This is a genomic window from Synechococcus sp. H55.10 (assembly GCF_047502715.1).
GTDB lineage: Bacteria > Cyanobacteriota > Cyanobacteriia > Thermostichales > Thermostichaceae > Thermostichus.
In genome coordinates this window covers 50,415-70,120 of record NZ_JANSJJ010000310.1, presented here as the reverse complement: position 1 = coordinate 70,120, position 19,706 = coordinate 50,415, and the positions used below count along the sequence as shown (strand labels likewise).

The following is a 19,706-nucleotide window of genomic DNA, read 5'->3' as shown; positions in this document are numbered from 1 at the left end:
TTCTACCAGGCCAGGGCCAGCCCATCGGCACGGGGTTCGGAAGCCCCGATCAGGTGATCCCCATCGCGAAAGATGATCTGTCCCCGGCCAAAAAGGCCGTAGTCCTCTTCTGCAGCCACCACCTGCACCGCGTGGCCCCGCGCAGCAAGCTCTCCCACCACCTGAGGGGGGGCCGTGCTCTCCAGCGCCACCTGCGGGATCCCTTGGTCGAGAAGCACTCGCCAGCGGGGCGCATCCAGAGCCGCTTGGGGGTTCAGGCCGTAATCCACCAGATTCACCACCACCTGCACATGGCCTTGGGGCTGCATCGTCCCTCCCATGACACCGAAAGGGCCGAGGGGGATCCCATCTTTGGAAAGAAAGGCGGGGATGATCGTGTGGTAGGGGCGCTTGCGCGGGCCCACCTGGTTGGGATGACCGGGTTCCAAGGTGAATCCGGTGCCGCGATTGTGGAGGGCAATCCCTGTCCCTGGAACCAGCAGGCCGCTGCCGAAGCCGTCGAAGTTGGATTGGATCAAAGACACCATCAGGTCGCCATCAGCTGTGGCCAAGTAAACCGTTCCCCCCTGAGGTAGCCCTGGCTGAGCCAAGGGGATGGCCCTAGAACCGATCAACAGCCGCCGTTGCTGGGCATAACGTTTATCCAGCATTTGGGCGGGACTCACCTGTAAATAGTCGGGATCCGCTACCTGTCGGCTCACATCGGCAAAAGCCAGCTTCATCGCCTCAATCTGCAGGTGATAGCGCTCGCCGGCCTCGTAGGGGATCCGACCCAGCTCAAAACCCTCCAAAAGGTTGAGGGCCATCAGGGCGGCAATGCCCTGGCCATTGGGGGGGATCTCCCAGACGGTGTAGCCGCGGTAATCGGTATGGATGGGTTCTACCCAGTCGGCCCGATGTTCTGCCAAGTCGGCGCGGGACAGGAGACCGCCGGTGGCATCCGAAAAAGCCAGCAGCTTCTCCGCCAGCTCCCCCCGGTAAAAACTCTCGCCGCCACTATGGGCAATCTCCGCCAGGGTTTGTGCATGCAGAGGGCTGCTCCAGCGCTCCCCCGCCCGTGGAGCACGCCCCTGGGGGAAAAAAACGGCTTTGAAGGCCTCGTGGCGGGGATCTGGCAGCGGCAAATAGGTGGCCTCCGCCGCCTGCCACAGTTGGGCAATCCGGGGAGAAACCGGAAACCCCTCGCAGGCCAAGCGAAGGGCAGGCTCAAACAGGCGCTCGAAGGGCAGCCGTCCCCAGCGCCGGTGCAAGGCTTGCCAAGCCGAAACAGCCCCCGGCACCGTTACTGCCAACCAATCGTAAGCGGGAATCTGGCCGACACAGCGCTCCGGCGTCAGGGCAGCTGGGCTGCGACCGGAAGCATTCAAGCCGTACAGCCGGCCCTTCTCCCCTCCCTCCCACACCAGCGCAAAAGCATCGCCACCAATGCCATTGGAAGTCGGCTCCACCACCGTCAAAGCCACCGCCATCGCCACGGCTGCATCCACGGCATTGCCGCCGGCCCAGAACATCTCCATACCCGCCATTACTGCCAGCGGTTGGCTGGTGGCCACGGCTCCCTGTCTGCCCATCACCACCCGTCGCCGCGAGGCAAATGGATAGCGATCCAGGGCCTGCCGTAAAAAAACCGGTGCTGGAGAGAGAGGCTCCTGCATGGGTCTGTGCTCCCTATACAGGCAAGCTCAGAAGTGCTGCCAACTCGGCAAAGCTGTTCACCACCGCATCGGCCCCCGCCCGGCGCAGTTCCTCGGCAGTGAAAGCAGTGGTGAGGCCAACTGCCAAGCAGCCGGCCCCCTTGGCGGCGCGGATCCCGTGGGTGGAGTCTTCGACCACCAAACACCGGCTGGGATCCAAGCCCACCTTGGCAGCCGTTTTCAAATAGGGCTCGGGGTCGGGCTTGGCCCGCCGAATATCTTCGGCAGTAACCACGGCGTCGAACCAGCGGTGCAGGTTAAAGCGCTGGAAAATCTGCTCTTGATCCCGACGGGTGGCCGAGGTGGTGAGGGCGAGGGCCGAGAAGCGGCGGCGGCTAGCCGCCAAAAACTCCAGCACCCCTGGCACCAGCGGCACCTCTCCCAGTAGTTCTCCAAAAGCCTTGGCCTTTTCCTCGATCAAACGCTGCACCAGCAGGGATCGTTCTACGGGCGGGGTGTCCGTCAGGTGTTCTACGAGATACTCGAACATGTCCTGGTCGGTGCGCCCCTTAAACTGCAGGGAGATGGGAGCCAGATCCAGAGAGATCTGACAGCGCTGCAGGGCGATGACTCCGGCGCGGGCGTGGATCGGCTCCGAATCCACGATTACCCCGTCCATATCCAAAAGCAAGCCGGCAGTCGCGTCAGCGGCGCAGTTCCCGTGCGTGCCAGCGTTGCCCAGCAATAGAACTTTGGGTTGCATAAGCAGTCCAATGGCATGAGTCCCCTGCCTCCGTAGGCTGGAGAGATGAAGCAAGGGATGCTCCAGTTGCAGCCATCACTTCACCGCCTGAAACTGTCTCACATCCTCACCGTAGTCTGCAAACTCAGCATCACCCCACACAGGAGCCAAGAGAAATTCCCGCCGCACCTTGGCAAGCGGCGGAACGCCTGAGGCGACCTGGAACAGCCAAGCGCAGCCGCGGAAGCAGGAGCAAGAATCTCTTGTTTGGGTGGGGGCGTGTCAAGTTGACAAGCTCGTCCCTCCTTCTCTAGGATTAGGATCGCTGCATTTATGAGCGCCCCCATCGTCTAGAGGCCTAGGACACATCCCTTTCACGGATGCGACAGGGGTTCGAATCCCCTTGGGGGTATGGCGAAATGGCCGACGGAGAAAATGAACCCTACAACAACTCCAGGCAGCCCAGGAGCCGAGGGAAGTTCTCGGCCTCCTGTTGCAACTTGAGCTGAGGCCAGACCCGGTTGTCCAATCGCTTGGGACTTGGGGGCGAGAGACTTACGGCTTGTTTTTCAGGTGCTGGCTACCAGAGCCTCAGCCGGAGCGGCAGCCACCAACTCATCTTTGATCAGCTCTGCCAAATCCTGCAGTTGGCGAATCGCCTCTGCTCCTTCCAGTTTCATGAGCTCCCGGTCATCCCGCATTTCTGTCCAGCTAATGGAGCATTCGGAAACCAAAAAGCGAATCAAGTGCCCCTCCCGTAAGCTGACCATGAAGGAGGCGCTCTCAAATGAAGTACCGCAGGTGTAGCAAGAAGCTGGATAGCCCCGCTTCTCCAAAACAATGGCCAGAGCCTGCAAACTCATCACCAGATCTTGAACATAGCTGCGGTACTGTTCCGCCAACCGTGTGAACATCACACTCCTCCCTACATGAATCGCCCGCTGTGGGGCTCAGTCTAGCCGAAAATGAGCCAACTAGTAATTTATGCTTATTATGCTTGAGAGCTAAAGACATGTCTAGGATAACAACCGACAAACCCTCAAGGAAGTGATTAAAGCCACAGGGTAGGCAAAGTCTAGCCCACCAAGGTGTAGTATCCCATACTCGTCTTAACCAAAGACATCAAAACCTACCCCGACTCAAAACTTCTTACCTACTGGGATCCTCACCCAGTGCTTAGCTCAGTCTTTTCTCGAAATGCCCCGACGCAGTCCTTTTGTGGACAATTGCCTCAAAGCCCACTCCTACAGGGGTTTCAGCAGTGGGGAAGCAAGATGTAGTCCTTTGGGTTGGGTTGCCCTCTAGGTTTCTGAGCCTCTGCAAGAGGCTGGCGTGTTTGGAGTCAAGAAGGCTAAGTTTTGTAGACGAATGTGGAGCAAGGTGAGTTCCCGCCCAATTATGCTGAAAAACTCTTGGATGAAGCGAGGGATGCTTGAGAGGGAAGGGCTCAAGGTCGGCATCTGTTGTTCAGGAAAAACGAGTGACTTATTCTCAGAGTCCTCAAGCCATTCGGGATCGCTGTAAGTTGCTATTTGAAAGGGTTTTGGCCGGTGAATCGGAGCATTCTCGCCTCGATGCCGACTGCGTGACCGCCACGATCACGATCCCAGCGGGGAAATGCCCTTCCACAGGCGCTGGCGACATTCTCGCGGAGGATCCGCGGATCGCTTGGCCTGGCCGGAAAAGCGGCTCAAAGACCTGGATCCGCCGGAGCTCAGGTCAGATGTTTCTCCGCCCATCCAACGGCTCAGCGATGGCATGGTCTTCTAAGGGGAGATGGGCAGAGTTGTCCTCAAGAAGCTTTGTAAGAGCCGCATGGCCAGGTCGGGACGGGATCCCCAGTGGAGATGCAGGTAGGAGGCGTGCAGGCGCCGACCGGCCCAGCCTTCCTGGTGAGGCGGGGATCCCCAGATGTAGATTGGGTTGGGGGAGAGAGGGGTGCTGCGGGAGCGGTGAAATTCGTGCCCTCGTAGGCGATCCCCGGCCTTGGCCAGTAGGGTTGGGCGCAGGACAGTGGCCTCGCGGTAGCCCAGACACAGCCGGTCGCCCATGTCCACCGTAATGGGCAGCAGCCCGGCCAGGGGGTAGGTCTTTCCCTTGAAATCGGTAAGGGATCGTCCCAGCACCATCAGCCCGCCGCATTCGGCATAGAGGGGTGGATGGGCGGGCGGCGGTGGGCAGTGGCTTATTTTTTCGGAGAGGGTGGCGGCAAACAGTTCTGGGAACCCGCCCCCCAGCAGCAGGCCATCGCAGGGATCCGGGGGCCACAGACCCTCCTGCAGGGGAGAGTACTCCAGCAGCTCGGCCCCACAGGCCCGCAAGAGATCCAAGTTGTCGGCGTAGTAGAAGTTAAAGGCGGCATCGCGGGCCACCCCTACCCGAACCCGACGCGGTTGTGGGGAAATCTCTGGCCACAGCTCCCCCACCGCCGGCGGCAAGGAGCGAATCAAGGGCAGTAGCTCATCCCAATTCAGATGCTGCTCGGCCAGGTCGGCCCAGGTCTCCTGCCAGCGGGGGAAGTGATCCAGTTCTGAGACGGGCACCAACCCCAGGTGGCGGCTGGGCAGGCGCAGATCCTCACGGCGGGGAAACTGGCCCAAGACCGGGATCCCCGCCGCCGCTGCTGCTTGCTGTAAAATCTGGCCGTGCCGCTCTGAGGCCACGCAGTTGAAAATCACCCCGGCAATGGTGAGGCGGGGATCAAAGCGGCTCAAGCCGTAGAGCAGAGCGGCCACCGTTGTCCCCATACCGCTGCCGTCGATAACCAACACCACAGGGATCCCTAGCAGGCGGGCCACGTGGGCGCTGCTGGCAAAAAAGGGTTCTGTCTCGCCGGGCAGGGATGCGGGCGCTCGTCCATCGAAGAGGCCCATCACTCCCTCTACAATTGCTCCATCTTTGCCTTGGCAGTGGTGGCGAAAGCAGCGCTGCACAAAGTTCTCATCGGTTAAAAAGGGATCCAAGTTGCGACAGGGGATCCCGCTCACCGCTGTGTGGAACAGGGGATCAATGTAATCCGGCCCCACCTTGAAGGGCTGAATGCGCAGGCCCCGCCGCCTGAGAGCGGCCAACAGAGCCAGCGTGACAGTGGTCTTGCCGCTGCCGCTTGTGGCTGCCGCCACCAGAATGGCCATCTTGCCCTACCCAAGGACTAGAACTCAATGCCGATTTGCGCTTTGATCCCCTGGTCGCGGAAAGGATGCTTGACCAAGGTCATCTCGGTTACCAAGTCGGCCCGGTCGATCAGGGCAGCCGGCGCGCCCCGCCCGGTCAGGATCACATGCACCCGCTCCGGTTTTTCGGCCAGGCCGGCCAATACCTGCTCCAGGGAGAGGTACCCCAGCTTGAGGGCGACGTTGATCTCATCCAAAAGTACCAGGTGGTACTCGCCGCTGCTGAGCAGCTCCCGCCCCTTTGCCCAGGCCGCCTGCGCATGGGCGATATCCCGCTCGCGATCCTGGGTTTCCCAGGTAAAACCTTCCCCCATGGCGTAAAAGGCGATTTTCCCCAGGCCCAGCTCCGGATGGGCGGCCAACTGGCGCAACAATTTGGCTTCCCCCGGATCCCAGGCCCCCTTGATGAATTGCACTACCCCCACCGACAAGCCTTGGCCGAGGGCACGGAAGATCATGCCGAAAGCAGCCGTGCTCTTGCCTTTGCCCTGCCCTGTATGCACGATGATCAAGCCCTTGTCATCGCGCATGCCCGATAGGCGCTGCCGCTGGATTTGCTGGCGGCGCTGCATTCTGCGGCGGTGCCACTGGTTGAGGTCAGTCTCTGGGCCCGCTAGAGACTCCGTCCCGCAATTGCCAACGCCAACAGCCTCAGGCTCTGTTGTCGAGTGGGATCCCCAAGCCGGTGCAGAGAGGTCAGACATGGCGGGTTGGGCCATAATCAGAGGAAATTCGGGTGGGCCGAGCAAGCTCTTCCCCAGCAAACTGCTTTTATCCTACCTCTGGCTGGATTGGGCTGGGATCATGAAAGAACCGGCTACCGCTTTTCGAGATAGCCTGCTGATGTACTCCTTCATCTGGGCCGTGCTGGCGGTAGGGTGTTTTCAAGTCCTGCCCCGTTTGCAAATTGCCTCTGCCGCCCAGTTACAGCCGTGGCTGGGGCCCGCCTATCTGGCCGGGCTGGGGGGATCCCTGTTGGCGGCCCTGGGATCGATGTTGGCCGTCTTGGCGGAAACAACCGCGGGCGCTGCCAGCAAAAGGTATCTGCATCGCTTGGCTTGGGCACTGGGGGCGGTTGGCTTTCTGGGAGTTCTCTTCCCTCTGGGCTTGGCGGGCGTCTTTTTTCTCAGGGCCGCCCAGTCCACCGACTGGTGGCAGGAGCTGTTGGGTTGAGACCGGCCCAGAGCGCATTTTTTTGACAAATGCGTCGAGGTTAGGGGTACGATAAGGACAAGTTCCGTTCTTTATCCAGAGCAGACTGAGGGATCAGGCCCAATGAAGCTGCGGCAACCGGCGGAAGTCTCCGCTACGGTGCCAATTCCTGCGGTTAGTCAGTAACCGAAAGATAAAGGCAATAAAGTTTTCTCTAGAGGATAGCCCTTTTAGGTGGGGGCTTTTTCTGGCGACTTTACCCTTTAGCGGCTCCCACAGCTCTGGTCGCAGCGGCGGAGCAAGGCTCTATCGCGTCAGTGGGACGAAGTCCTCGGGTGCGGTGGGTTGCTCTGGCAACTGCGCTGATCCACCGGCTAGGCCTGCCTTTCTGGGTCCTGGCCGCCGATGAACGGACAGGTGGGCCTGGCTTTCTGGCCTGAGCAGGCTCCCAGTTTCATCTGTTTCGTCTTAAGGAGAGGTTCGTTGTCCAAGTCGTTTTTGTTTTCCTCGGAGTCGGTGACGGAGGGGCACCCCGACAAAATCTGCGATCAGATCTCCGATGCCATCGTGGATGCCCTCTTGACGGCGGATCCCATGAGCCGGGTGGCGGCAGAGGTGGTGGTGAATACGGGCATGGTGATCCTGACCGGGGAGATCACCTCGCAGGCGCATGTCAACTTCACCCATCTGGTGCGGGACAAGGTGGCCGAAATTGGCTACACCGACGCCAAGAACGGTTTCTCTGCCGATAGCTGCGCGGTGTTGGTGGCTTTTGATGAGCAATCTCCCGATATTGCCCAAGGGGTGAACGTGGCCCTGGAAAGTCGCGCATCCAGGGAAGATCAATTCGACTTGGTCGGGGCCGGGGATCAGGGCTTGATGTTCGGCTTTGCCTGCGACGAGACCCCTGAGCTGATGCCCTTGCCGATCAGCTTGGCCCACCGCCTCAGCCGCCAGTTGGCTACCGTTCGCAAAAACGGCACCCTGCCCTACCTGCGCCCCGACGGCAAGACGCAGGTAACCGTGGCCTATGAGGAGGGGCGTCCGGTGGGTATCCACACCCTGCTCATCTCCACCCAGCACACGCCCACCATTGGCGCCATCACAGAAGAGGCGGCGGTGCAAGAGCGCATCCGCGCCGATCTCTGGGAGGCGGTGGTGCAGCCGGTATTTGCCGAGCTGCCCATCAAACCCGACAGCCATACCCGCTTCCTCACCAATCCCACCGGCAAGTTCGTCATCGGCGGCCCGCAGGGGGATGCCGGCTTGACCGGCCGCAAGATCATCGTCGATACCTATGGCGGCTATTCCCGTCATGGGGGCGGGGCCTTCTCCGGCAAGGATCCCACCAAGGTGGATCGCAGCGCCGCCTATGCCGCCCGCTATGTGGCCAAGAACATCGTGGCTGCCGGCCTGGCGCAAAAATGCGAGGTGCAGGTTAGCTATGCTATCGGGGTGGCCCGTCCCATCAACCTTTTGGTGGAAACCTTTGGCACAGGGCGCATCCCCGACGAAGATCTGCTGCGGCTGGTGCAGCGCCATTTTGACCTGAGGCCGGCAGCCATTCTGGCCCAGTTCCAACTGCGAGAGTTACCCCGTCAACGGGGAGGGCGCTTCTATCAAAACGTGGCGGTCTATGGGCACTTCGGGCAAACCCACCTGGATCTGCCCTGGGAGCGCACCGACAAAGCTGCGCTGCTGCGGGAGGAAGCTTTCGCCGGGGCGGCCGCCGTCCTAGCCTAGGCAAGAGTTGGGATCCCCAGGCGGCGACAGAGACGGTTTGGGGGCCCTCGGTTTTGGCTCTGCCAGGGTGGCGACACAGCGGGGCAGCTGGGTAGCCCTGTACTAAGCGCTCCGCGCCGCTGACGCGAGTAGTACGGAGCGGAAAAGCCCGTTCGCGTTAGCGGGACGTAGTCCTTGAGCGACTTGAGTCGCTCGCCAATGCTATGATTACCAATCCCAAGCAAGCACCCACCCCGGTGAAAGACCCGGACAGTGCTGTAAGTCAGCAAGTAAGCGGAACCTTGAGACTTGGTTCCAAGGAACCGTCTAGGGGCGTCTTGACAGCGCCTTTGCGAGTCCGTCTATGGACTGCGTAAGAATCCCCCGACCAAAGTCGGGGGAGTGTCAATCCTATCCCCCATCCCGACAAGCTCTGCTGTGGCGGGAGTACGCCGGAGTTGGTGATGGCAAGGATCCCTGAGGCAAAATTGCAAACTCACCGAGGCTGTCCTTGGGATGGCTGGGCAGGATCCGCAGGGTCGGCAAGCTGCAGCTCCAAAGTTACCAAAAGCTCCGTCCCGCCAGCGCGAGCCGCCGAGGAGGTTGGCGGGGCAGGATGCAAATGAACGAGCAGGTGGCGCAGCTTGGGCGGGAGATCCTGCAACTGATCCAACAACAAGTTTAGAGATATGGCCGATTCTCTGGAAAACAGGGATCCCGCCGGGGCTACGGGTGGCAAAGGAGAACGGGCAAGGGCATCCGCAACCAAAGACCGGATCAGCTCCTGCTGTTCCCGCCACAGGGATTGGCTGATTTCTAGGGGAAAGGTGAGGTGAGGAGCGCCGCGGCGCTGCCAGAGGCGGAGGATCTGTTCCACAGAGGCGGCCTTGTAGCGCCCCTGGTAGAGGGCTTCCAGCAGGGCCGCCGGGATCCAAGAGGCCGGGAACCGCTGGCTCCAGCGCTCCACCCACACCTGGCCGGGCTGCCCCTCCAGCTCAAACCCGTAGCGCTCCAAAAAGGTGGCGGGATCCATCAGGCAGGGCCCAAGGAAACTCAACCCAAGGCTAACCCAGATCCGGCAAGATAAAGGGGAGATAAAGCTTTCCTTCCCGGATCCCGCAAGACGGCTCTCGTCCTAGAATACCGCTATTGGCCTTCCATGCAGGCTCTGTGAAGAGGCTATGAAGCTGCGGTACGGCGAAGACTCAGTGGTCAACGGGCCCCAGCTCCAGCGCTGCCTCCAGAGCACGATCGCTGTCGGGAAATTGCGCCAGCAGCCGCCCTAGAAAGGTGGCATCTCCCGTCAGGCCGTACAGACTCATGAGCACATCCCCGGCATAGCGGCTCTGCGGGAAGCGGGCCAGCAGCTCATTGCCGGCGTAGATCGCCTGGCGGGCATAGCCGTCCCGCAAGGCTTTGGCTTCCAGAAAGTAGCGATCTCCAGGGTCGCTGGGATCCACGTAGTCGGGCAGCGGCGTGTCGAACAAGCTGGCATCTTCGGTCACCCCTGGGGGAAAGCCCGGCAGCGGATAGATGGCTGCCGTCTCGTCGGGAGGGTAGGCGGTGTACTGGCGGTAGAGGATCACCACCTGCCAGTAAAGACTTTTCTCTTGCAAGTGGGCAGGGGCGCTGGGATCCGCCAGCACAGAGCCGAGCAACTCTGCTGCCACAGCATGGTGATTGGCCCGCTGATAGTTGGATAAGGAACCATCAGAAGCAGCCGGTCGGGGCGGTGTCCTTTCCTCGGCATCCAGGCTGAGGCCAGCAGCGCGGTTGCGGTTAAACAGCCACAGGTAGCCATTGCGCCAACCGTCGGCAGCGGCCCAGTGGGCGGCCAGTTGATAGCGCTGCTGGGGGGTGGAGCGGGCTTGCCACCGCCTCAATTCTCGCCAGCGTTTTCGTTGGGCCTGGATTTCCGGATCCAAAGGGGTGCGGCTGCCGGGTTCTGGATCCCAGTCGTAAAGCCAGTAGCTGCCATCCAGCAAGGGGTAGCGCTCCAACACCGCATCCAAAGCCAGATTTTCCGTCAACCGGAGGGCTTGGTCGTAGCGGTGCTCGCGGGCGTAGCGCACCGCCAGCGCATAGCGGACGGCGGCAGCCAGAGGATGATCCCCGTGGCGGTCGAGAAAAGCCTGCAACTCGCCGGGGGTTGCGCCGCTGTCTAGGAGCAAAAGCAGGCGGCGGCGCAAGACGTAGCGCATGTCCCCATCGCCAAAGGGCTCCGCCAGCCAGTTGGCCAAAAGGAGCAGCGCCTCCTCCCGCTTGCTTTGCCACTCCAAGGTGCGCGTCAACCAAAAGAGGGCATCGTCGGCGCCGGGGTGATCCGGGTAGGTGGTCAGCCAAGCCCGCCAAAGGGCCTCTTCTTCTGCCGGGGGGAAAGGCCGCGGGATCGGCTCGCCGGTCTCGGGATTGTGGGGGGAATAGCCAAAATAGCTGCCCCCGCGAATGCGGGCATATTCCCGGCAAGCTTGGGTAAAGCGGGAGTTGGGAAAAGCCTCCGCCAGCTGCAGCAAAACCAAACCATTGCTGATGCCGTGCAGAGCGGCCAAATCCTCGTTGAGAGACCTCTGCAGCAGCGGCTCCCCGACGGGATCCCCCTTGATGTAGAGCAGGGCCGCCGCCAAAAACCGCTGTGGGTCGGCATCATCGGCCACCACACTGCGCAACAACACCTGAGCACCAGGGTTGAGGGTTTCCGGCTCCGCTATCTGCAGCAGAAAAAACTCTCGAGATGAGGGTGGCAAACCTTCATACAGAGGGCGCACCGCCTGCACTGTTGGCTGTTCTAGGAGCAGCACCTGGTCGGCGCGCCCATAAAAATCGATGTAAGAGGTGGTACTCCCCTCAACCCGCTGCCGCACCGCCTGCACCTGGGATAGCGCCCAGGATGGGATCCCTTCCTCCTCATAGGGCAAGACGCTCAAGAGTTTCTTGGCCCGCTGTGGAGGGCTGCTTTCCAAGGCGGGGATCAGCACCCCGTAGACCTGCTCTCGAAAGGGAAATCCTTCTTGGGTGAGCAAGCTGTTGAGCCAGTTGAGATTGAAACTCCACTCCGGGCTATCGGCTTGGATCCCGGCCAAGGCCAGCTCGGTGAGGCGCTGCACCGACTCTGGCCGATCCAGCCCAAACAGCTCGTACTGGGGCGGGATCTCCTGACCGCTGGAGTAGTCGTAGCCCCCGAACAACGCCGCTGGGGCGAAAAACTCAGCCGGATTTTGCCGCAGCCGATCCTCCAACCACCAGCGGCTGTAAGGCAGGCCATGGCTTTGTAAAGTGTAAAAGGCGTAGCTGCGGCGGCTTGGGTCGGCGGATCCCCCCCAGCGGGCTAGCACAGGATAGATCAGAGGAAACCAGCGGTCGCTTGGGCCGGGATCGAACGCTGTCACATCTTCATAGCCGGAGAAAGCGGCGTACCGATAGAGGATCAGATCCCGGTGCATCTGCAGCCGTAGCCGCTGCAGTAGGACGTAGCCCCCCGCTCCCAGCCCCGCCAGGAGGCTGGCGGCGAGGGCCAGCGTTGCCACAGGACGAAGGGGAAAGCGGCGGGACGAGGGCGGGGTATCCGGATTCATAAAACCCAATCCAAGTCCAGGCGGGCGTCCCCACTCTACTCGATTCTTTCCGAGCGCGGATAGAGGGCCTACAGCCATTTCGGGCCGGCCGCTTTCGATCACGGCTGCCGACGTAAACACCACACGGCTCCGGGCACGTCGGTTTCTCCCTCTCGCCGCAGGGTAAAGTTCTGATGATAGACGGGATCCAGCCCTGCCCGTTCTGCCTGCCGCAGCACGTAGGCGGCGGAGTGGGCAGAGCGCCCCGTGGTGGATCCCAGCTCGTAGCCGGGGACGGATCCCTGCTCGACGGTGAAGGCCAAAAGCCCGCCGGGATTGAGCACCCGCCCACAGGCCGGCAAGACCTGGCCCAAATCCCCCAGATAGATGAACACATCTGCCGCCAGGAGCAAGTCGTAGCGCTCTGAATCAAGCCGTGGCCATGGCCTTCGCGGCCTTTAAAATGAGGTAATCTAACATGCCGGTGTTCTCTTCGCCGCGGTAGTTACAAGTGGAGCGCACCAGCCACAGCCCCTTCCGAGCTCGGCAACAGAGGTTGAGCAGCGTGCGAGCCAGGATTTGTTGACGCGCCTGTAGGTCTTGGGCCGCGTCGAAAACCTCCCCATCCCACTCCGGTGTCAGCACACGGCTGTTGTAAAGCACACGCCAGAGAGAACGGGACCAAAGCGGATTGGTGATGTCGAACCAAAACTGGTAATCTGCCTCTAAACCTCGATTGATATAGGCCACCGGCGTCGCCACCACCAGGTAGCGGGAATAGTCGGGCTCAAAGCGTCCGCTGCTGGGGGTTTGTCCCGAGCGGATCATGGCCAAAAAGGCGGCATCCCCTTCGGTAGGGAAGGCCCGGCGAAACCGTTGCGCCGCCTCTATCAGCACGCGCAGCAGCTCCTGATCCTGAGGGGAGGAAATCACCGGGGCCAGGTGATCGGCAAAAAACCGCTGAAAGAAGACGGCCAATGAAGGCCCAGGAGGATAGCCGCGTAGCCAATCGAACAATCGCTGGTAGCGCTCCAGGTTGGCAAACCCCACCCGCTCCGGCTGCCGTACCGCGGTTCGGGAACGCAGAGAACGACCCACCGGATCCCAGGTATCTTGGGCCAACAGGGCTGCCCGGATGGGATCCAGATCCAACACCCAGCTCAACAGCAGCCGCCAGGCCGGCAGGGTGGGAAAAGCGCCCCACTCGGGATGGGCCAATTCCGCTGCCGTCAGCACTGCGCGCACCAACGGGTAGCGGATCAACGCCGGGAAAGGGGCGATCGGCAAGACCTCCGGCAATTGCTCCTGCAGCCTCAGGCTCACCCCCACATCCATACGCGGCAGCAAAACAGCAATGCGAGAGGCCGGGATCCCGGCCCGCAAAAGCTGCCGGATCTCAGCAACCATCCCTTCCACCGCTGTAAACAGAGTCTCTCCCTCCAGCACCTGCACCTTCGGCGGCTCTCCCCCCTTCGGTTCGGGCAGCGAATGCGAAAACTGGGGATCCAGCACCCGCACAATCTGCACCCCCAGCCGAATCATGCCGGCCGAGCCGCGATAGCTCCTCTCCAGAAGCTGAACCCGGGTGTTTTCCATCAAAAAGTCAGCTACCGCCTCCGGGATCCCGGTCAACGAGACACCGCCGCCGAGGGTGTAGCTAAAAAACTGGCTTTGCAGATGGGCTTGCCCTTGCCGGTAAAACTCCAGCGCCACCCCGCAACTGTCTTCCGCCTGATCCACGATCAGGTGATCCCACTCCTGCCAAAACTCCGCCAGCGGCAAGATGTACTCACCAAACAGCCGGATCTGCAAGCCAAAATCCAGGGATCCCAGCCGCAACCCCACCTCCCACAGCCGCTCCACACAACAGCCCATCGCCTGCAAAGCCTCTGCCCGCCCCGGATCCCCCTCCGCCGGCCAGGCCGCTGCCAGCCGGGATCCCACCGCTTCCGCCGCCAAACCCGAAGCCCCCGCAATATAGGCAGCACTGCTGATCTGATCCCAGATCTGGAACTCCTTGAGCCCAACGCCGGCAAAGACTTGCCCATGCCGCGGGCACAAAGCGCAGGCCCGTTGGCAGAGAAATTGAGTCAGATCCTTGGCCAAGGGGATCGGCTCAAACTGAGGGGGCAACTGCGGGAGGCGGGCACACACCTGCGGCCAATGATCGGCCAGAGAGCGCCCCACCCGCTGCAAGAACGTCTCGATCCGCCACGGCCCCACCAAACCCAAGCTGGACTGCTGCAAGCGCCGCAACACCTCATCCGCCTGCCGTTGACTCCGCACCAAAAACAAGATCCGCGCCGGATCGGATCCCGCCTGCAACAAACTCCAATAGCGCTCCACACAAGCCTGGGTCAGCCCACTGCCTGCCCAGCCCAGCACACTTTGGAAGGGATCCCGCCAATGGTTCCTCATTGCTTCCACCGTCATTGGCCTCCCCAACCATTTTCTCGGCAAAAGACTGGACAAATAGGCCTTCGCTTCATTATGATTGGTTTTCGTTGCCAACTAAGCCCACGCGCTTCGGCAACCCAACGTACTGCTATTCCAGATACTGCCTCTTTGCAGGCAAGTCTGAGCAGTTCTAAGTAAAAGCAGTTTGGCGTGTAACTTCAGGCCGAGCTGAGCAGCAGGCCCAGTGCTGTCCAGATTGGCAGGGATCCTAGCCTCTCCCTGCACTGTTTTTTTGCCTGAGCCAGCAGACTTAGCCAGAGTCTGATTTTCCTGCCGTCACGCTGCTGCTCTACGCACCTGGCTGACCCAGCCAAAGGGCTCCGTCTCGACGGCTAGCTGATTGTCGGAGTGAGCCGGTTCTGAGTTGATGAAAACGAGTCGTGCAGGCTCGAGGGGAGGTTCTTGTGGCACTTGGCATCCTTGGCAGAAAAGTCGGCATGACCCAGATCTTCTCTCCAGAAGGGCTGGCCATTCCGGTCACCGTTGTACAGGCCGGGCCTTGCACGGTGACCCAGATCAAAACCCAAGCCACAGATGGCTACAACGCCGTTCAGTTGGGCTACTTGCCCACTGCCGAAAAGCATCTCACGCGGGCGCAGCGGGGCCACCTCAGCAAAGCGGGGGTGGCAGAGCTACTGCGCCACCTGCGGGAGTTTCGGGTTGACCAGCCAGAAGCCTACCAGTTGGGGCAAAAAATTACCGTTGAGATTTTCTCCCCCGGCCAATTGGTGGATGTGGCGGGCACCTCCATCGGGCGAGGGTTTGCCGGCTATCAGAAGCGGCACCACTTCGGCCGTGGCCCCATGTCCCACGGCTCCAAAAACCACCGCCGGCCAGGCTCCATCGGCGCCGGCACAACTCCAGGCCGCGTCTTTCCGGGGATGCGCATGGCAGGGCGGCTGGGAGGTGGCCGAGCCACCACCCGTAAATTGCAATTGGTGCAGGTGGATCCGGAGCGGGATCTGCTGGTGATCAAGGGTTGCGTGCCCGGCGTGGAAGGGGGGCTGCTGGAGATCACCCCTGCTAAGCAGGTGGGCAACAGACGTTAGGCAAAACCAAGGCTGACCGGCATCCGCGAAGACGAGGAAACCATGGCAAGTTGTGTGGTGAAAAATTGGCAAGGGGAAACGGTGGGCAGCGCCGAGCTAAGTCTTAAAGTGGCTCGTCCCGCAACAGCTCCCCACATCCTCTATCTGGCTCTGCGCCGGCAGATGACCAACGCTCGCCAGGGCAACGCCCACACCAAGACCCGAGCCGAAGTGCGGGGTGGCGGTCGCAAGCCTTGGAAGCAGAAAGGTACCGGTCGGGCTCGCGCCGGCTCCATTCGCTCCCCCCTGTGGCGCAAAGGTGGGGTGATCTTCGGCCCCCGCAAGCGGGAGTACAACCTGGCCATGAACCGCAAAGAGCGGCAACTGGCCCTGCGCACCGCTCTGCAAAGCCGGGTGGAAGACCTGATCGTGGTGGAAGATTTCCAGGAGCAGCTCAACCCACCCAAGACCCGCGCCGTGGCCCAAGCTCTGCTGCGCTGGGGAGTGATGGAGGATCAATCAGCTTTGCTCATTGTTGCCGAACGCTCGCAAGCTGTAGAGCGGGCCGTGCGCAACATTGCCCGCGTCAAGCTGATCGGCCTGGATCAGATCAACGTTTTTGATCTGCTCAACGTCGATTGGGTGCTGATCACCACCTCTGCCCTGGAACAGCTCAAGGCCCGCTGGGGATCCGGCGCAGCAACAGAAGCTGTAACCCAAGCCGAAGCCGCCGAAGGTCAAGCTCAGCCAGAAGATCCAAAAGCGCAAGCAGATCAGGCGGATCAAGAAGTTGCTCCAGCAACTCTCCAAGAGCCAACAGATCAGGCTGTAGTCGAGGAAGAGTTGCAGGAGCAGGACAGTGCCCAGCCACCAGCCGTAGAAGAGGCCGAAACAGCCGCAGCAGAGGAGGAAGACGATGACTGAGAGCAAGCGGATCCTGGCCGATATCTTGTTGCGACCCGTCATCACCGAAAAGGCAACCGCTCTGATGGAACAGCGCAAATACGTCTTTGAAGTGATGCCCACCGCCACCAAGCCCCTCATCCGAGCCGCCGTCGAGGAGATGTTCGGAGTGCGGGTCACCTCGGTCAACACCCTAAAGCTGCCCCGCAAGCAACGGCGGGTGGGTCGCTTTGTTGGCTATCGCACCCGTCCCAAGCGAGCCATCGTCACCTTGGCCGAGGGAGATTCCATCACCCTCTTCCCGGATACCTAGACCCTTTGATCCCTTGTTACTAAGCCGCTACCCCTAGTCCTCCACCCCCACCCGAGCCATGGGCATTCGTACTCTCCGACCGTACACCCCCAGCACCCGTCACATGACGGTCTCTGACTTCGAGGAGCTGTCCCGTGACGAGAACGGCAAGCGGCCCAGACCGGAAAAGTCTCTGCTGCAATTTCTTCACCGCAAGAAAGGGCGCAACAACCGCGGCGTCATCACCTGCCGCCACCGGGGCGGCGGCCACAAGCGGCTTTATCGCATCATCGACTTCCGCCGCGACAAACGCGGGATCCCGGCCACCGTCAAAACGGTGGAGTACGATCCCAACCGCAGTGCCCACATCTGCCTGGTGGAATACGAAGACGGTGAGAAACGCTACATCCTCGCTCCCCGTAACCTACAGGTGGGATCCACCATCATGGCCGGGCCTGAGGCCCCCTTTGAGATCGGCAATGCCATGCCTTTAGAGCGGATCCCGTTGGGAACGGTGGTTCACAATGTGGAGCTGTATCCCGGTCGCGGCGGGCAGATCGTTCGCGCTGCCGGGGCTGGAGCTCAAGTGGTGGCCAGAGAGGGCAAATATGTCTCCCTTAAGCTGCCCTCTGGCGAAGTCCGCATGATCCGCGGCGAGTGCTACGCCACCATCGGCCAACTGGGCAACGTCGACCACAACAACCTCAGCCTGGGCAAGGCCGGTCGCAGCCGTTGGTTGGGGCGCCGTCCCCACGTGCGTGGCTCGGTGATGAACCCCGTTGATCACCCCCACGGCGGCGGGGAAGGAAAAGCACCCATCGGTCGCAGTACCCCTGTCACCCCTTGGGGCAAGCCCACCCTGGGCTACAAAACTCGTAAGCGCAACAAGCCCAGCAACAAGTTCATCGTGCGCGGTCGCCGTCGTGGAGGTCGTCGCGACAGAGGTGGGAGAGCCGCTCAATAGCAATCTGCTGGCCATCCGTATCCTCAAGCGTTTTCGAGGCTGAATTGCTTGTCAAACTGTCGAGGTTCTTATGGGACGTTCGCTAAAAAAGGGCCCCTTTGTGGATGCCAAGCTTCTTCTCAAGGTGGAGAAGATGAATGAGCGCAACGAGAAGCACATGATCAAAACCTGGTCGCGGGCCAGCACCATCCTGCCGGTGATGATCGGCCACACCATTGCCGTGCACAACGGCAAGCAACACGTGCCCATCTACATCACCGATCAGATGGTGGGCCACAAGCTGGGCGAGTTTGTTCCCACCCGTACCTTCCGCGGCCATGCGGGTAGCGACAAAAAAGCATCTCGCCGTTAACTGAGCGGCTGATAAGGAGAGCGATCTAGTAGGAGAGCGTTATGGCTGATTCATCATCGGATATTAAAGCGGTAGCCCGCTACATCCGCATGTCCCCCTTCAAAGTGCGGCGGGTGCTGAACCAGATCCGAGGGCGCACCTATGCCGACGCCCTGATCCTGTTGGAGTTCATGCCCTACGCTGCTTGTGAGCCGGTGCGCAAGGTGCTGCGCTCGGCGGTGGCCAATGCGGAACACAACAGCGGCCTGGATCCGCGGGATCTGGTGATCAGCCAAGCCTACGCCGATCAGGGGCCTGTGCTGAAGCGGTTTCGCCCCCGCGCTCAAGGTCGGGCCTACCCCATTCGCAAGCGCACCTGTCACATCACCATCGCCGTCCGGCCTATAGAAGAAGCTGGAGCAGCAACAACTTCCTAACCTTCCCTATTCCCAGACCTCTACCCCTCAACCGACAACACCATGGGACAGAAGATCCACCCCACCGGTTTCCGCCTCGGCGTGATCAAAGAACATCGCAGCCGCTGGTTTGCCGATCCGGCCCGCTACCCGGCCTTGTTGCAGGAGGACGATCAGATCCGCGCCTACCTGACCAAGCAGTTGAGCAGTGCCGGCCTGGCCGACATCCAGATTGAGCGTAAGGCGGATCAAATTGACCTCGAGATCCGCGCTGCTCGCCCTGGGGTGGTGGTGGGTCGGGGAGGATCCGGCTTAGAGACTTTGCGCCAAGGCCTACAAAAAGAGCTGAGCTCACGAGGTGGCGGCGAACGAACCATCCGCATCAACGTTGTGGAAGTTACCCGTGCCGATGCCGAAGCAGCTTTGCTGGCGGAAAGTATTGCCCAACAGCTGGAACGGCGGATTGCTTTTCGCCGCATCGTGCGCCAGGTCATCCAGCGGGCGCAGCGGGCCGGTGTACAAGGGATCAAAATCCAAATTGCCGGTCGCCTCAACGGGGCCGAGATCGCCCGCACCGAATGGACGCGGGAGGGGCGGATCCCTTTGCACACCCTGCGGGCCGACATCGACTACGCCGAGCACCTCGCCCGCACCACCTTCGGCATCATCGGGGTCAAAGTTTGGGTCTTTAAAGGAGAAGTTCTGCCCGGGCAGGAACGTCCCGAACAAAAGGTTCCCCTGCAACAGCCCAAACGCCGGCAGCAGCGGCGGCGGCCCACCTTTGAAGATCGCTCGGCAACAGCAGAGACTTGAGCGTCGGCTAGGGATCCCATCGGTTCGCCAATGATTGAGGAACGGCTATGTTAAGCCCCAAACGCACCAAATACCGTAAGCAACAGCGCGGGCGCATGAAAGGCAAAGCGACCCGCGGCAACCGCATCAACTTTGGGGAATACGGCCTTGTAGCCCTAGAACCCGCCTGGATTACGGCTCGGCAGATCGAAGCCAGCCGTCGGGCCATGACGCGCTACGTCCGGCGAGGCGGCCAAATCTGGATCCGCATCTTTCCCGACAAGCCTGTTACCCAACGGCCTGCCGAAACCCGCATGGGATCCGGCAAAGGCAACCCCGAGTATTGGGTTTGCGTCGTCAAGCCAGGCCGCATCCTCTTTGAGATGGGAGGAGTGCCTGAAGCCACGGCTCGAGAGGCCATGCGCCTGGCCGCCCAAAAGCTGCCGATCAAAGTCAAGTTTGTAACCAAAGCCGACTTTGAGAAGCCGGAACCTGCCCAGGAAGCAGTTCCGGAAACCCCAGAACCGGTAGCTAGCCCTACCTGAGGGA

The 19,706-nt window shown here is 61.1% G+C and carries 19 protein-coding genes, 1 tRNA gene, 1 pseudogene and 1 riboswitch; of the genes and pseudogenes, 12 read left to right on the top strand and 9 right to left on the bottom strand.

The window, feature by feature from the left end:
• Positions 1-2: 2 nt before the first annotated feature.
• Positions 3-1,655, bottom strand: a complete 1,653-nt coding sequence (locus NW858_RS14695) for a gamma-glutamyltransferase family protein (protein WP_414520763.1) — start codon at positions 1,653-1,655, stop codon at positions 3-5.
• 13 nt (positions 1,656-1,668) lie between these two features.
• A complete protein-coding gene (locus NW858_RS14690) occupies positions 1,669-2,397 on the bottom strand; it encodes an HAD family hydrolase (RefSeq protein WP_414520762.1) in 729 nt (242 codons plus the stop codon).
• A 318-nt stretch (positions 2,398-2,715) separates the two neighbouring features.
• On the opposite strand from NW858_RS14690, the gene NW858_RS14685 reads away from it, so the two are divergent.
• Positions 2,716-2,788 (top strand) — tRNA-Glu (locus tag NW858_RS14685).
• A gap of 157 nt (positions 2,789-2,945) precedes the next feature.
• Here the strand turns inward: NW858_RS14685 and NW858_RS14680 are convergent.
• Positions 2,946-3,290 carry a DUF1815 family protein gene (locus NW858_RS14680; protein WP_414335905.1) on the bottom strand — a complete coding sequence of 115 codons (345 nt, stop codon included), beginning with the start codon at positions 3,288-3,290 and terminating at the stop codon, positions 2,946-2,948.
• Between the two features lie 703 nt (positions 3,291-3,993).
• Here NW858_RS14680 and NW858_RS14675 point away from each other — a divergent pair.
• On the top strand, positions 3,994-4,146 hold the full coding sequence (locus tag NW858_RS14675; protein ID WP_414338101.1) for a hypothetical protein: 153 nt from the start codon (positions 3,994-3,996) through the stop codon (positions 4,144-4,146).
• Here NW858_RS14675 and NW858_RS14670 read toward each other — a convergent pair.
• Both NW858_RS14670 and cobO read right to left on the bottom strand, forming a co-directional pair.
• Positions 4,143-5,510 (bottom strand): cobyrinate a,c-diamide synthase, encoded by a 1,368-nt coding sequence (locus tag NW858_RS14670; RefSeq protein ID WP_414520761.1) that lies wholly within the window; start codon positions 5,508-5,510, stop codon positions 4,143-4,145. The genes NW858_RS14675 and NW858_RS14670 overlap by 4 nt on opposite strands.
• Positions 5,511-5,527: 17 nt before the next feature.
• On the bottom strand, positions 5,528-6,253 hold the full coding sequence (gene cobO / locus NW858_RS14665) for a cob(I)yrinic acid a,c-diamide adenosyltransferase (RefSeq protein WP_414348828.1): 726 nt from the start codon (positions 6,251-6,253) through the stop codon (positions 5,528-5,530).
• A gap of 100 nt (positions 6,254-6,353) precedes the next feature.
• Between cobO and NW858_RS14660 the strand changes: the two genes are divergently transcribed.
• Both NW858_RS14660 and metK read left to right on the top strand, forming a co-directional pair.
• The gene (locus NW858_RS14660) at positions 6,354-6,722 is read left to right on the top strand and encodes a hypothetical protein (RefSeq protein ID WP_414520760.1); all 369 of its coding nucleotides are present in this window, start codon (positions 6,354-6,356) and stop codon (positions 6,720-6,722) included.
• 68 nt (positions 6,723-6,790) lie between these two features.
• Positions 6,791-6,901, top strand: a riboswitch (SAM riboswitch).
• A gap of 283 nt (positions 6,902-7,184) precedes the next feature.
• Positions 7,185-8,444: a methionine adenosyltransferase gene (gene metK, locus NW858_RS14655; RefSeq protein ID WP_414335901.1), complete on the top strand. Its 1,260-nt coding sequence runs from the start codon at positions 7,185-7,187 to the stop codon at positions 8,442-8,444.
• 475 nt (positions 8,445-8,919) lie between these two features.
• On the opposite strand, the gene NW858_RS14650 is transcribed toward metK, so the two are convergent.
• The 4 genes from NW858_RS14650 to NW858_RS14635 all read right to left on the bottom strand — a co-directional run bounded on the left by NW858_RS14650 (position 8,920) and on the right by NW858_RS14635 (position 14,392).
• Complete coding sequence (locus NW858_RS14650) at positions 8,920-9,480, bottom strand: hypothetical protein (protein WP_414520759.1); 561 nt, start codon at positions 9,478-9,480, stop codon at positions 8,920-8,922.
• A gap of 148 nt (positions 9,481-9,628) precedes the next feature.
• Positions 9,629-11,995, bottom strand: coding sequence for a tetratricopeptide repeat protein (locus NW858_RS14645; RefSeq protein WP_414520758.1), 2,367 nt, complete (start codon positions 11,993-11,995; stop codon positions 9,629-9,631).
• A 98-nt stretch (positions 11,996-12,093) separates the two neighbouring features.
• On the bottom strand, positions 12,094-12,387 hold the full coding sequence (locus tag NW858_RS14640; protein ID WP_414338112.1) for a class I SAM-dependent DNA methyltransferase: 294 nt from the start codon (positions 12,385-12,387) through the stop codon (positions 12,094-12,096).
• Between the two features lie 16 nt (positions 12,388-12,403).
• A complete protein-coding gene (locus NW858_RS14635) occupies positions 12,404-14,392 on the bottom strand; it encodes a hypothetical protein (RefSeq protein WP_414520757.1) in 1,989 nt (662 codons plus the stop codon).
• 443 nt (positions 14,393-14,835) lie between these two features.
• Here NW858_RS14635 and rplC point away from each other — a divergent pair, with 443 nt between their 5' ends.
• From rplC to rplP, 8 genes and pseudogenes are all read left to right on the top strand, one after another.
• A complete protein-coding gene (gene rplC, locus NW858_RS14630; RefSeq protein ID WP_414333293.1) occupies positions 14,836-15,480 on the top strand; it encodes a 50S ribosomal protein L3 in 645 nt (214 codons plus the stop codon).
• A 42-nt stretch (positions 15,481-15,522) separates the two neighbouring features.
• Positions 15,523-16,149: pseudogene (gene rplD / locus NW858_RS14625) on the top strand (50S ribosomal protein L4); the annotation flags it as partial.
• 226 nt (positions 16,150-16,375) lie between these two features.
• Entirely contained in the window at positions 16,376-16,675 is a 300-nt protein-coding gene (locus tag NW858_RS14620) for a 50S ribosomal protein L23 (RefSeq protein WP_414333291.1), read from the top strand.
• A 58-nt stretch (positions 16,676-16,733) separates the two neighbouring features.
• Positions 16,734-17,618 carry a 50S ribosomal protein L2 gene (gene rplB, locus NW858_RS14615; protein WP_414333289.1) on the top strand — a complete coding sequence of 295 codons (885 nt, stop codon included), beginning with the start codon at positions 16,734-16,736 and terminating at the stop codon, positions 17,616-17,618.
• 70 nt (positions 17,619-17,688) lie between these two features.
• Positions 17,689-17,970, top strand: coding sequence for a 30S ribosomal protein S19 (rpsS, locus tag NW858_RS14610; RefSeq protein WP_414333287.1), 282 nt, complete (start codon positions 17,689-17,691; stop codon positions 17,968-17,970).
• Positions 17,971-18,011: 41 nt separating this feature from the next.
• A complete protein-coding gene (rplV, locus tag NW858_RS14605) occupies positions 18,012-18,386 on the top strand; it encodes a 50S ribosomal protein L22 (RefSeq protein ID WP_414333285.1) in 375 nt (124 codons plus the stop codon).
• A 42-nt stretch (positions 18,387-18,428) separates the two neighbouring features.
• Positions 18,429-19,178 (top strand): 30S ribosomal protein S3, encoded by a 750-nt coding sequence (gene rpsC / locus NW858_RS14600; RefSeq protein WP_414333283.1) that lies wholly within the window; start codon positions 18,429-18,431, stop codon positions 19,176-19,178.
• A 47-nt stretch (positions 19,179-19,225) separates the two neighbouring features.
• On the top strand, positions 19,226-19,702 hold the full coding sequence (gene rplP, locus NW858_RS14595) for a 50S ribosomal protein L16 (RefSeq protein ID WP_414333281.1): 477 nt from the start codon (positions 19,226-19,228) through the stop codon (positions 19,700-19,702).
• The last annotated feature ends 4 nt before the right edge of the window (positions 19,703-19,706 follow it).

Bases quoted from the DNA above. Each gene is read 5' to 3' on its own strand.
- rpsS (WP_414333287.1), top strand. From the start codon at position 17,689: ATGGGACGTTCGCTAAAAAAGGGCCCCTTTGTGGATGCCAAGCTTCTT.
- NW858_RS14675 (WP_414338101.1), top strand. From the start codon at position 3,994: ATGCCCTTCCACAGGCGCTGGCGACATTCTCGCGGAGGATCCGCGGAT.
- rpsC (WP_414333283.1), top strand. From the start codon at position 18,429: ATGGGACAGAAGATCCACCCCACCGGTTTCCGCCTCGGCGTGATCAAA.
- rplB (WP_414333289.1), top strand. From the start codon at position 16,734: ATGGGCATTCGTACTCTCCGACCGTACACCCCCAGCACCCGTCACATG.
- rplV (WP_414333285.1), top strand. From the start codon at position 18,012: ATGGCTGATTCATCATCGGATATTAAAGCGGTAGCCCGCTACATCCGC.
- NW858_RS14635 (WP_414520757.1), bottom strand. From the start codon at position 14,392: ATGAGGAACCATTGGCGGGATCCCTTCCAAAGTGTGCTGGGCTGGGCA.
- rplP (WP_414333281.1), top strand. From the start codon at position 19,226: ATGTTAAGCCCCAAACGCACCAAATACCGTAAGCAACAGCGCGGGCGC.
- NW858_RS14620 (WP_414333291.1), top strand. From the start codon at position 16,376: ATGACTGAGAGCAAGCGGATCCTGGCCGATATCTTGTTGCGACCCGTC.
- cobO (WP_414348828.1), bottom strand. From the start codon at position 6,253: ATGTCTGACCTCTCTGCACCGGCTTGGGGATCCCACTCGACAACAGAG.
- NW858_RS14695 (WP_414520763.1), bottom strand. From the start codon at position 1,655: ATGCAGGAGCCTCTCTCTCCAGCACCGGTTTTTTTACGGCAGGCCCTG.
- NW858_RS14645 (WP_414520758.1), bottom strand. From the start codon at position 11,995: ATGAATCCGGATACCCCGCCCTCGTCCCGCCGCTTTCCCCTTCGTCCT.
- NW858_RS14670 (WP_414520761.1), bottom strand. From the start codon at position 5,510: ATGGCCATTCTGGTGGCGGCAGCCACAAGCGGCAGCGGCAAGACCACT.
- NW858_RS14680 (WP_414335905.1), bottom strand. From the start codon at position 3,290: ATGTTCACACGGTTGGCGGAACAGTACCGCAGCTATGTTCAAGATCTG.
- NW858_RS14690 (WP_414520762.1), bottom strand. From the start codon at position 2,397: ATGCAACCCAAAGTTCTATTGCTGGGCAACGCTGGCACGCACGGGAAC.
- NW858_RS14660 (WP_414520760.1), top strand. From the start codon at position 6,354: ATGAAAGAACCGGCTACCGCTTTTCGAGATAGCCTGCTGATGTACTCC.